General features: G+C 47.5%; 11 protein-coding genes. 9 read left to right on the top strand and 2 right to left on the bottom strand.

All coding sequences use genetic code 11. The annotated features are described in order from the left end of the window. Positions 1 to 35: 35 nt before the first annotated feature. Together MKY73_RS26525 and MKY73_RS26520 are read left to right on the top strand one after the other, a co-directional pair. Entirely contained in the window at positions 36 to 1,070 is a 1,035-nt protein-coding gene (locus MKY73_RS26525) for an LLM class flavin-dependent oxidoreductase (RefSeq protein ID WP_339304302.1), read from the top strand. Positions 1,071 to 1,384: 314 nt separating this feature from the next. Beyond that, entirely contained in the window at positions 1,385 to 2,545 is a 1,161-nt protein-coding gene (locus tag MKY73_RS26520; protein ID WP_036614215.1) for an AI-2E family transporter, read from the top strand. Between the two features lie 152 nt (positions 2,546 to 2,697). Here MKY73_RS26520 and MKY73_RS26515 read toward each other — a convergent pair whose 3' ends face one another. Beyond that, the gene (locus tag MKY73_RS26515) at positions 2,698 to 3,069 is read right to left on the bottom strand and encodes a metalloregulator ArsR/SmtB family transcription factor (protein ID WP_339239382.1); all 372 of its coding nucleotides are present in this window, start codon (positions 3,067 to 3,069) and stop codon (positions 2,698 to 2,700) included. Positions 3,070 to 3,296: 227 nt separating this feature from the next. On the opposite strand from MKY73_RS26515, the gene MKY73_RS26510 reads away from it, so the two are divergent. From MKY73_RS26510 to MKY73_RS26480, 7 genes are all read left to right on the top strand, one after another. After that, entirely contained in the window at positions 3,297 to 5,657 is a 2,361-nt protein-coding gene (locus MKY73_RS26510; protein WP_339304300.1) for a heavy metal translocating P-type ATPase, read from the top strand. A gap of 130 nt (positions 5,658 to 5,787) precedes the next feature. Continuing rightward, positions 5,788 to 6,144 (top strand): SdpI family protein, encoded by a 357-nt coding sequence (locus MKY73_RS26505; RefSeq protein WP_339304298.1) that lies wholly within the window; start codon positions 5,788 to 5,790, stop codon positions 6,142 to 6,144. A gap of 192 nt (positions 6,145 to 6,336) precedes the next feature. Further along, positions 6,337 to 6,789: a MerR family transcriptional regulator gene (locus MKY73_RS26500; protein ID WP_339304296.1), complete on the top strand. Its 453-nt coding sequence runs from the start codon at positions 6,337 to 6,339 to the stop codon at positions 6,787 to 6,789. 228 nt (positions 6,790 to 7,017) lie between these two features. Continuing rightward, positions 7,018 to 8,238 (top strand): MFS transporter, encoded by a 1,221-nt coding sequence (locus MKY73_RS26495; RefSeq protein ID WP_339239386.1) that lies wholly within the window; start codon positions 7,018 to 7,020, stop codon positions 8,236 to 8,238. A gap of 18 nt (positions 8,239 to 8,256) precedes the next feature. Beyond that, a complete protein-coding gene (locus tag MKY73_RS26490; protein WP_339304294.1) occupies positions 8,257 to 8,679 on the top strand; it encodes a universal stress protein in 423 nt (140 codons plus the stop codon). 93 nt (positions 8,680 to 8,772) lie between these two features. Next, the gene (locus MKY73_RS26485) at positions 8,773 to 10,197 is read left to right on the top strand and encodes an aldehyde dehydrogenase family protein (protein WP_339304292.1); all 1,425 of its coding nucleotides are present in this window, start codon (positions 8,773 to 8,775) and stop codon (positions 10,195 to 10,197) included. A 370-nt stretch (positions 10,198 to 10,567) separates the two neighbouring features. Next, positions 10,568 to 11,341, top strand: coding sequence for a TipAS antibiotic-recognition domain-containing protein (locus MKY73_RS26480; RefSeq protein ID WP_339304290.1), 774 nt, complete (start codon positions 10,568 to 10,570; stop codon positions 11,339 to 11,341). 152 nt (positions 11,342 to 11,493) lie between these two features. On the opposite strand, the gene MKY73_RS26475 is transcribed toward MKY73_RS26480, so the two are convergent. Further along, positions 11,494 to 11,991 carry a GAF domain-containing protein gene (locus MKY73_RS26475; protein WP_339239392.1) on the bottom strand — a complete coding sequence of 166 codons (498 nt, stop codon included), beginning with the start codon at positions 11,989 to 11,991 and terminating at the stop codon, positions 11,494 to 11,496. Between the last annotated feature and the right edge of the window lie 93 nt (positions 11,992 to 12,084).

The raw sequence follows: 12,084 nt of genomic DNA, 5'->3' as shown, positions 1-12,084 counted from the left end.
TACAAAAATATAATCATCGAGGGGATTAAACGATAATGACTACAGAAAATACAGCTTCATCTCATAAAGAACATATTCAAGACGTTAAGCTTTCCATCCTGGATTTGGCTCCAGTCGTTGTAGGTGCAACACCAGCTGATGCTTTGCGCAACAGTCTGGATCTGGCACAGCATGCTGAGCGTTGGGGATATCACCGTTACTGGGTAGCAGAACATCACAACATGCAAGGTATTGCTTCTTCTGCAACCTCGGTCGTTATCGGATATCTTGCTGGTGGAACCAAAACGATTCGTCTGGGTTCAGGAGGCATCATGTTGCCAAACCATGCACCGCTTGTGATCGCTGAGCAGTTCGGTACACTGGAATCCTTGTATCCTGGCAGAATTGACTTGGGACTGGGTCGTGCACCAGGCAGTGATCGCCGGACATCGCTTGCGCTACGCAAAGATCTGAATAGCGGGGAAGATTTCCCGGAGCTGCTCGCAGAGCTCAGAGCATACTTTGATGCTTCGGCGACATCTTATCATGCACCTGTTCGCGCAGTTCCTGGAGAAGGATTGAATATTCCGATATACCTGTTGGGGTCCAGTGATTTCAGTGCACGTCTGGCAGGTCAGCTGGGATTGCCGTTTGCTTTTGCCAGCCACTTCTCGCCTGATTACACACGGATTGCACTGGAAACGTATCGAAACAATTTTCAACCATCTGACAGCTTGAAGGAGCCACATGTAATTGTTGGGGTTAACGCTGTTGTTGCGGATACAGATGAGGAAGCAGCATGGCTGGGTACAACGATGCAACAGCAGTTCCTGAACATTATTCGCGGCACAACGGGATTGGTACAGCCTCCGGCTGAGATGGAAGGCAAGTGGACGGACCGTGAGAAAGCTGGTGTGGAGCAGACGCTGAAGGCCGCTGTTAATGGTTCCCCAGAAACCGTTCGTGGACAGCTGGAATCCTTCATTCGGCAGACGCAGGCAGATGAGCTGATTATTACGTCGATGATCTATGATCATAAGGCGCGTCTGCATTCCTATGAGTTAATCGCACAATTGGCGGGAAAAGCCTAATCTTTAATTTTCACCATAAAAGCTGGCTTAACAGTAAGCTATAGATCCAAATTTACGGTTCGTCTCCCAGTGAGGCGGACCGTTTTTGGATAGGGAAAATTTTCAAATAATTCATGTGGGGCAGAAGACTCATTATGGGGTAAAATGACTTTACCGGTTTAATTTGAAACGGTTAATCAGCGCCATACGTATAAATCCAGAGAGTTATACATATGTTGGCTTGTACAAGGGACTTTATTTTTTTCAGGCAAGTGACATTTATCAGATTTACAGCTTGTTTTGATTAAGGATACATATGAGAGGACGACACGCCTATGGAGCAACCTGAGCAACCCCGCGTTTGGCCGGAGCGGTTCAAGCGATTTTTTCTTAACAACAAGTTTGTCCTATTTCTGCTGATTCTGCTGTTGGTGGGACTAAACGTCATGGTTCTGACCAAAGTATCCTTTGTTCTTCATCCACTCGCAGTACTCATCAAAACCATTGTGTTACCTATCATTCTGTCAGGCATACTCTACTATCTGCTGAATCCGATTGTGGATGTGATGGAGAGATGGAAAATCAAGCGTGGCTGGTCCATTCTGATCCTGTATCTTGCAATTGGAGGAATTCTGACCGTTGTTGTGCTGGCGGTCATTCCGGTTGTGCGTAACCAGATTGTGGGGCTGATTGAGAATTTTCCAACGTACAGTGAGACGGTAAAACAGCAGTTTGAGGAGCTTACAGGCAGTAAACTGTTCGGTCAGTTCCAGGAGACGGTGAATTTGAATTCTCAGGATTGGTGGGGAACCATCTCCCAAAAGGCCACTGAAATTCTGAACTCGACCTGGACCAAGTTGGGCGGATTCCTCGGAGCTTTCACGGAGACCGTGCTGTCCATCGTAACTGTCCCGTTCATCCTGTTCTATCTGCTGAAAGACGGCAAGAAGCTGCCGGCGAAAATTCTGTCTTTCCTGCCAATCAAGAGTCGTACGGGTGCAATGCATGTGCTGGAAGACATCAATCACCAGATCAGTTCATTCATCCGTGGACAGATTATCGTCAGCTTCTGCATCGGTATTCTGCTCTACATCGGATACATGGTCATTGGTCTGGATTATGCACTGATTCTTGCAATAATCGCATCGTTTACAAGTGTTGTTCCATACTTGGGACCTGCAATTGCCATTACACCTGCGTTGATCGTGGCACTCGTCACTTCGCCGGTGATGCTGCTGAAGATGGTTGCCGTATGGACGATTGTGCAGTTAATCGAAGGTAAATTCATCTCACCACAGATCATGGGTAAAACGTTGAAGATCCATCCCATCACGATTATCTTTGTCATCCTGACTTCGGGTAATCTGTTCGGAGTCGTAGGCATTCTGCTCGCTGTTCCAGGATACGCGGTGCTAAAAGTATGTGTATCGCATATCTTTAACTGGTTCAAGGACAGATCCGGCCTGTACGATCCAAACAAGAACAATCTTTTATAACCGAAGTGGTACGTTCTCCAATGATTGGTAATCGGTAGGAATAGTCACTTTGCATTCTGTACAAAACGGTATCCTTACCAAGAAGAACCCCCGTCCATCGGCATATAGCCGAGAGGCGGGGGTTCTTCTTCATGAACCAGCTTGGCGGCTGCCTAGCTGTGTTTAATATGCTGGAGCGTTTGCAGGAAAATCTGCTCAATATGAGTATCATCCAGAGAGTAGTACACGGTCTTGCCTTCCTTGCGCCGCTTGACGATCCGCATATTGCGGAGTGAACGCAGCTGGTGTGAAATGGCCGACTGTCCCATGTCGAGCAGAACCGTCAGGTCATGCACACATAATTCCTTCTGTAACAGCGCATCAATAATACGTAGCCGTGTTGGGTCGCTGAATGCCTTGAACCAATCTGCCATCTCGGAAGAGGTATCCCGATCTATGAGTGAAGTGCGAATCGTCTGCACATCCGCTTCAGTACCCGAGCAGGTTGCATCACATTCGCTTGGTGCTTTAACCGGTTGTTCCATTTCATATCACCGCCTATGTTAACAACTATAGCTCTATTATATCCAAAAACGGCCTAAAGCGAAATGATTACTATTAGCATAATCTGTATGAAAAATCAACAACGATTGTTGACACTCATGTTTGGGCGTGCATATAATAGGGGTAACTAAACATATGAATGAGTGCTCATATATTGAAAGTAATTGGATGATAACATTGTTTTTGTACTGCAAAGGGGAGAATTCACATGGGAACCGGACAGGAACAGGTGAAAAGGGAACTGCTGCTTGATGGATTGGACTGTGCGAACTGCGCATTAAAGATCGAGAATGGCGTTAAAAAAATTAAGGGCATTAACGAATGCTCCGTCAATTTTGTTACCAAAACATTATCGCTTCACACCACTTCGGATATGGATGAACAGGTAGTCGAAGAAGCGAAGCGCAAAGTGCTTCGGCTGGAGCCACATATTCGCATCTCGGAAAAAGGAAAACAGATAAACGGGCATGTGCACAACCATACAGGGAGTTCGTCTGGTTCACACGAACACGGCCATGACCATACCGGACATAATCATGGACATACACATTCACATGGTAAACACTCGCATACTCATGATCAACATCAACATGGTCACGCACATGACCATGATCACACACATGAGCACGGAAATCATGCTGGACATAGTCATGATCACAGCCATACCCATGATCACGATGCTCATGCAGGCCATTCACATGAACATGGTGCAGGACAGACAAAAGTATTGCTTGCTCGTCTTGCTGCCGGTTCTGTGTTGCTCGCAGCTGCGATCTGGTCACCGCTGGAGGGATGGGCACAGTTTACGCTCTATGCGCTCGCTTATCTGATTGCCGGGGGAGATATCGTGCTCCAGGCGTCCAAAAACATCATCCGCGGTCAGGTGTTCGATGAATACTTCCTCATGTCCGTCGCTACCTTGGGTGCCTTTGCCATAGGAGAATATCCGGAAGGGGTAGCGGTCATGCTCTTCTATCAGCTCGGAGAGCTGTTTCAGGGCATGGCGGTTAATCGGTCACGCAAGTCCATTCAGTCCCTGATGGACATTCGCCCGGACTACGCGAATATCCTGACCGGTTTGGGTGACGAGACACGGCGGGTATCTCCGGAAGACGTACGGATCGGTGATCGTATTGTCGTGAAGGCAGGAGAGCGAGTACCGCTGGATGGTATCGTTCAAGCTGGGCGTTCCATGGTGGACACTTCTGCCCTGACAGGTGAGTCAGTACCTCGTGAGCTGGAGCCCGGAAGTGATGCACTTAGTGGATTTGTAAACAAAAACGGGATGTTGACCATTGAAGTAACCAAAACGTTTGGTGAATCCACGGTATCCAAAATTTTGGATCTGGTGCAGAACGCAAGCAGTCGGAAGGCAAAAACAGAACATTTTATTAGTAAATTCGCCCGTTATTACACACCGGTTGTTGTGATCCTTGCAGCCCTGATAGCATTTGTTCCGCCGTTGATACTTAGTGGTGCAACATTTGCCGATTGGATCTATCGAGCATTGGTCTTCCTGGTTATCTCATGCCCTTGTGCGCTGGTGGTCTCTATTCCACTTGGATTCTTTGGTGGTATCGGAGCGGCTTCACGTAACGGGATTCTTGTCAAAGGCAGTAATTATCTTGAAGCATTGAACGATGTAAAAGTCGTTGTTTTTGATAAAACGGGTACACTAACCAAAGGTGTATTCAAAGTAACAGCCATACGTCCCGAAGTGGGACGCACGGAAGAAGAACTAATGAAGCTGGCAGCCATTGCCGAAGCAAATTCCAATCATCCGATTGCCGAATCCATTCGTGCAGCTTGGGCCAAAACGATTCCTACACAAGGTGTGGAAGGTTATGATGAAGTTGCCGGACACGGGATCAAGGTGAGAGTGGATGGTCGGGAAGTGCTGGCAGGCAACGCTAAATTAATGAAGCAGGCTGGTATATCCTATACCACACCAGAGACGGCCGGAACGATAGTGCATGTTGCTGAAGCTGGCACATATGTTGGTCATCTGATCATTGCTGATGAAGTGAAGGACGATGCAGCAGCTGCTATTCAGGCGCTGAAGAAGCTTGGCATCCGCAAAACGGTCATGCTGACAGGAGATGCCAAAGCCGTGGGTGAAGCGGTAGGACGTGAGCTGGGTGTGGATGAGGTCTATGCTGAATTGCTGCCACAGGACAAAGTCGAACGTCTGGAGCAACTGGAAGCTGCCAAATCTCCGAAGGAAAAAATGGCGTTTGTCGGGGATGGCATCAACGATACACCTGTGCTGGCACGTGCCGATGTGGGAGTAGCGATGGGTGGACTCGGCTCGGATGCTGCGATTGAAGCGGCAGACGTGGTCATCATGACCGATGAACCGTCCAAACTTGCGAGTGCAATCCGCATTGCTAAGCGCACACGCATGATTGTGTGGCAAAATATCGCGTTTGCTCTGGGCGTTAAGGCGATCTTCCTGCTACTCGGTGTATTCGGCATAGCGACCATGTGGGAAGCGGTATTCTCCGATGTCGGTGTCACAGTGCTTGCTGTTCTGAACGCCATGCGTGTACTTCGTGTGAAGGATATCTAAGTTTACGAAACGATTCAGGCGGCTCTTCGTATATACGTAGAGCCGTTTTTATATTTTTTAAGGTCATTCTGTCATCAGAGTGTCAGTGTAAAGCAGGTCTATGGAAGACAACAGTGAAGGGGAGAACGTTTTGACAGGAGCAGTAGTAGGGATCATTATTGGCGTGTGTTATTTCATTCTGGGTTTAATGGTGTTCAAAAAACCACCTAAAATGATTAACGGAATATATGGATATCGGACCCCGCGAGCAATGAGTAATCCCGAGTTGTGGAACGAGGCGCAAAGTTATAGCGCCAATCTGATGATGCAATTTGGTGTGATTATTACGATATTCGGCATTATCGGTTTCTGGCTGACAGATGTACGAGCTTTGGTGCTGAGTCTGGTTGCTACAGGGTTTTATACGTTCAGACTGTTTACCAGAGTTGAAGGTCGATTGAAGCAAATGCAGCGTGCTCAACAGCAACAGAATGAGCAGGACGTTTAAGGTAAAATGAATGAATCGTATAGAGAGGAAGACTCGCGTGTGAAGCGGGTCTTTTTTTTGTTGAAGATAGAGAAGTGGAGAGGCTGTAAAACTCTCTAGGACTAGAGGTAAGAAATCTAACGTTGACGTTAACGTTAAAATTATATATAATTATGTACATAACATTATAGACATATGGAAGAGGTGAGGGAAATGAGTTTCTATAAAATCGATGACGTAGCTAAGGAATGCGGTTTGACCAAGCGAACCATTCGGTATTATGAAGAGATTGGTGTCATGCCTTCACCTCAGCGGACAGACGGCGGGACGCGGTTGTACACTCGGGAAGATATCGATTATCTGAAGAAGGTAGTTCGCGCCAAAGAGGTACTTGGTTTCTCCCTTCAGGAGTTACATACCTATGTGGCAACAGCAGATGCGCTGAACGAACAGCGTTTTGACTACCAGCAGACGACCGAAGTGAGAGAGCGAATCGAGAAACTCACCACGATGGAAACAACGTTGGATGGTCAGCTGCAACTGATTGAGCAGAAACTTCAGAGCATACATGCGGTACAGACTGAACTGGAAGAGCTGCGTGAACGTGTTCGGAGTGGTATTCAGAAGTTACAGGCACATGATCCGCAGAGTGATGAAGACGGGTAAGCGTATTAGATCTAATGTTTAATAAACAAAACTGTATACACCTCATCGCTACATGGAGTGAGCACCATAGTACCTGTGGCGATCCTGTACAAACACCGGATGTTCCGGTGTCATTTGTGCCGTTTTGTTACCTCTAATTATGAAAATGTACAGAGATTTTTCATTATTTTCACTTCATTTTCAAATAAAAAAATTCACCACATAAATCATTCACAGGAGGAATTACGTATGAAAAGAGAGCCATCCTTACCGGACGAATTGCCGTCATCCCGTGGGGGCCTGCTGTCTCAACCTAGAGCGGTATGGGCCGTCGCCTTTGCATGTATCATATCCTTTATGGGTCTGGGTCTGGTTGACCCGATCTTGCCCGCAATTGCTGATCAGCTGCATGCCTCCAAAAGCCAGGTGTCGCTGCTATTTACCAGCTATAACGCTGTAACGGGGGTAGCGATGCTGATTACGGGTGTCGTATCCAGCCGCATCGGTGTGAAATGGACGCTGCTTAGCGGCATATTGTTGATTATTATCTTTTCCTTCCTTGGGGGTACCTCAGACACTGTAGGTGCATTGGTCGGATACCGGGGCGGTTGGGGACTTGGTAATGCCTTGTTCATCGCAACGGCGTTATCTGCCATTGTGGGACTGTCCACGTCGGGGACAGCCAAGGCCATTATTTTGTACGAAGCAGCACTTGGTCTCGGGATTGCGGTGGGTCCGCTGCTTGGTGGTGAGCTGGGTTCCATCTCTTGGCGTGGCCCGTTCTATGGGGTAGCAGTTCTAATGGCAATTGCGTTTATCAGCATTACATTTATGTTGCCCAAAATGGCAAAACCAAAAACACGCAGTTCGTTGTCTGATCCGTTCAAAGCATTAAGCTATCCTTCACTGAAAACTTTGGCGATTACCGCCTTCCTATATAACTTTGGATTCTTTACTTTGATGGCTTATTCACCTTATGTGATGAATCTGGATGAGCACGGCTTGGGTTATGTGTTCTTTGGTTGGGGACTGATGCTGGCCATTACGTCGGTATTTGTGGCTCCAAGACTGCAACGCCGATTCGGTTCGGTGCCGTCCATGAGTGTCATGCTTACATTGTTCGCGATCGATCTGGTTGTTATGGCCATGGGTACGGTGATGGGGTCACCAACTACCGTTATAGTGGCGGTCATTGTGGCAGGGATCTTCCTTGGGATTAACAACACATTGATCACAACGGCTGTTATGGAAGCTGCACCTGTGGAGCGTTCGGTTGCTTCTGCTGCATACAGCTTCGTTCGTTTCCTGGGTGGTGCACTTGCTCCATGGCTTGCAGGTAAATTGTCCGAGTGGTTCCTGCCAGAAACTCCGTTTTATTTTGGCGCATTAATGGTTCTGATTGGTGTCGTGGTACTGCTGGTACGCCGTCGTCACCTGCGGGATATTGATTCCGCCATTACATCGCATTAATTCAGAGGAGGATTTGCAATGTTGAAACGTATATTGGTTGCTGTTGATGGTTCGGAACATGCGCATAAAGCTTTGGAACAAGCACTGATCCTGGCTGAAGATATGAAACAACCCGCAAGCCTGTTGATCGTGCATGTTAATCCTGCTATCTCTATCAATGAACCTGCATTGGGTGTTGATCTGGAAGCTCGGATTGCTGAAGAAGGGCAACATATTATTGAGCCGGTGACCAGACAGTTGTCTGGACGAAACGTTGCATATGAAACACTTTTAATTGCGGGTGATCCCGTTCATGAGATCTGCCGTGTGGCGCGTGAACGAGATTGTGGAATGATTGTGATGGGTACAGGCGGGAAAGGTGTGCTCGAAGAGATAATCATGGGCAGTGTCAGCCATGGCGTGTTAAAACATGCAGAGTGCCCTGTCCTGACGGTTAAATAAGTGAATGGGTTGAGGGGCCCAAAGTAGTGTATAAATAGATAAGGTAATATAACGCCATATTTTTGTAGTCATTATTGGATGGAGGATGAGCATATGAAAAAACAACATCTGTTTATCGGTGGCAAACCGACCGAATCCGTAGATTATATAGCACTTCAAGCACCATACTCCGGTGAAACGCTGGCAGAAGTCTCGTCCGCTTCAGCCGAGGAAGCAGAGGCTGCTGTTGCAGCTGCGGTTCAGGCGGGGAAGGCAATGCGTCAGATGCCTGCACATCAGCGTGCAGATATCCTGTACAAGTTGTCCTCCATGCTTGAAGAACGCAAGGAAGAAGCAGCGCGAATTATTGCGCTTGAAGCAGCGAAGCCGATTACCGCAGCACTGGCCGAGGTTGACCGTACGGTGGAAACGTATCGTTTTGCCGCTGAAGAAGCCAAGCGGCTGACCGGTGAGACGGTTCCGATGGATGCAGCCAAAGGGGGAGAAGGGCGTATCGGCTATACGATGCGGCAACCTCTAGGTGTCATCGGTGCGATTACGCCTTTTAATTTTCCAATGAACCTGGTAGCACATAAGGTAGGCCCAGCGCTGGCAGCAGGCAATACCATTGTTCTCAAACCTGCGGAGCAGACACCCCTGTCCTCCTATTACATCGCTAATCTGCTTCAGGAAGCCGGATTGCCGGATGGTGCACTGAACGTGGTGAGTGGTGACGGCAAAACGATCGGGGATGTGCTTGTTGAACACCCTCGTGTTGCCCATATTACGTTTACAGGCAGTCCAGCCGTAGGTACGAGCATTCGTAGCAAAGCAGGACTAAAACGCGTAACATTGGAGCTTGGGTCGAATGCAGCGGTGATCGTGGATAAGGACGCAGATCTGGACAAAGTGGTTCCGCGTTGTGTGACGGGTGCTTTTACGTATCAGGGACAGGTATGTATTTCCCTACAGCGCATTTACGTACATCGTGATATCTCGGAAGAATTCATCCGGCGTTTCGCTGAAGCGGCTAAACAAGTGATGGTTGGAGACCCTCTGAGCCCGGATACGGTGGTCTCTGCGCTGATTACGTCCAAGGATGTACAGCGTACACTTGACTGGATTGAAGAAGCCAAACAGGCCGGGGCTGAAGTGGCAGCAGGCGGTCAAGCTGAAGGAGGCGTTCTGCGACCAACGGTGCTAGTTAACGTTCCTCATGATGCCAAGGTATCCTGTCAGGAAGTGTTTGCACCCATCGTGGTGATCAATACGGTCGATTCCGTTGAAGAGGGCATTGAGCATGTTAACGATTCAATATACGGACTTCAGGCAGGTGTATTTACAAACGATATTCATACTGCCCTCCATGCTGTCGATCAGATCGAAGCAGGCGGAGTTATGATTAATGATATTCCCACGTTCCGAGTGGATCACATGCCCTATGGTGGTGTGAAACAAAGTGGGATTGGACGTGAAGGTGTTAAATATGCTGTAGAGGAAATGACGGAATTGAAGTTTGTCATGTTTAACAAAGGATAACTTGCTTCCATTATTTTATTCAATATACCGTATGTTAAGGAAATATAACTACACGCTCCTGTGCCAGAATAGTGGCACAGGATTTTTTAATTGAAAATAATGGAAAAAGTTTAAAAAATACATACGGATTCTTCACTGACTGCGGGTTCACATCTGATGAGACGGGTATAACATACTTAACATACCGCAACTTAACTGACCAAACGCCGCTCATATTACCGAAGCATGATGTACCCAACCATAGCACGAGCGGAATGAAGCGGTACAGCACTGCCGAAAGTCTTATATTCTCTCATTATACAAATAAAATGCAGTATGAAATATTAAGCCTGAACTCTGGAGTTGCAGGACAGGCAGGAGGTGTATTCAAATGGCATATTCCATGGTTGATGTATCAGGAATGTCAGGCGTAACTCTGAACGAACTGAGCCAGTATGCGCAGACAGGTCTTCTGAATCCGGCCTTTGGGGATTCGGATGAAGCTATCTATTATGAAAAACAGGAATTACTGAGACTCCAGCAAATCCTTTTCTGTAAGGAAGTAGGCATGGAGGAAAATGAGATTGGCCCTATGCTAAGGGATGATCCTCAGGATGTCATACGCATCATGAAACAGCATCGCATTGAGATTCTGGAGAAGGCACTCCGCTTGCATGGATTGATTCAGACACTGGACAAAACGATCGCGCATTTGCTAGGAGAACAGGAAATGGACGAACATGAGCTGTATATCGGTTTTGTAGATAAGGGGCGTCATCAGTTATTGAATGAATCGGGTTCTAACCCTGTCAATAATGATGTGAAACGAATGCAGAAAGAGGGCGTTCAGAAGTCTGACCAGGAGTTGAAGTCAAAGGAAGATTATCTGGATTCCCAAGCGAAAATTGATCAGGTTCATCTTGACTTGCAACAGGCCATTGAGGATGGATTGGAACCCGGTAGTGCGAAAGTGCAACGGATTATTGACAGGCATCTTGAATGGATCAAAGGTTATTATACACCCACTGCTGAGATCTATCGGGATTTGGCCAATCTGTATGTAGAGCATAAAAATTTCCGCCAGATGTATGATGGTTACCACCCGAGGCTTGCTGAATTCCTGCGGGACGGGATGATGGTTAAAGCGGAACACGATCTATCCTAGATGCATAAAGTAACATGGGCGAGCAAGAACATGGGTGTGAAACAACTTGGATAACAAAGAGCGCACACCTCTAGGAGGACTGCGCTCTTTGTTATTACAGGTCATTCACCATCGTGTGTGATGAAGTCTCTAATCACCTTGTTCATCATTCCCTAAATAGATACGGTTGCTTCCAACTGCTCAGTAAGCAGGCTTACGGCTTTCTCCAGGAAGATGCGGTCTTCGTCATCAAAACGGTTTTTGATCGGGCTGTCGATATCCAGCACCCCGTACAGTTCACCGTTTATGATAATAGGTACAACAATCTCACTGTTCGATGCTGCATCACAGGCAATATGGCCTGGGAAGGCGTGAACATCGTCAACGACCAGGGTACGTTTTTCCGCAGCAGATGTGCCGCATACCCCACGTCCCAGTGGAATTCGGATACAGGCAGGCAGTCCTTGGAATGGTCCGAGGACCAGTTCTTTTCCATCATACAGATAGAAGCCGACCCAATTGGTGTCGGTCATAAATACATTGAGCAGCGCAGCAGCGTTCGCCAGATTGGCAATCGCACTAGGTTCATCGCGGATCAGAGCACTTAACTGTCCCAGGACGGCGGTGTGCTGCTCACTTCGTGTTCCTTCATAGGAAACAGCTTGAAACATGTAAATCACCCTCCCGAGCAAAATGGTACTTATTTTCAAGATAGTGCAGAGTATGCGGTTAGTCAAGCGGAGGATTTCGGAAAGGCAAGGGAA

Source organism: Paenibacillus sp. FSL R5-0519 (assembly GCF_037974275.1).
In the GTDB taxonomy this organism is placed as follows: domain Bacteria; phylum Bacillota; class Bacilli; order Paenibacillales; family Paenibacillaceae; genus Paenibacillus.
Note: the sequence above shows the minus strand (reverse complement) of the source record. Positions and strands in the feature narration are given on the sequence as shown.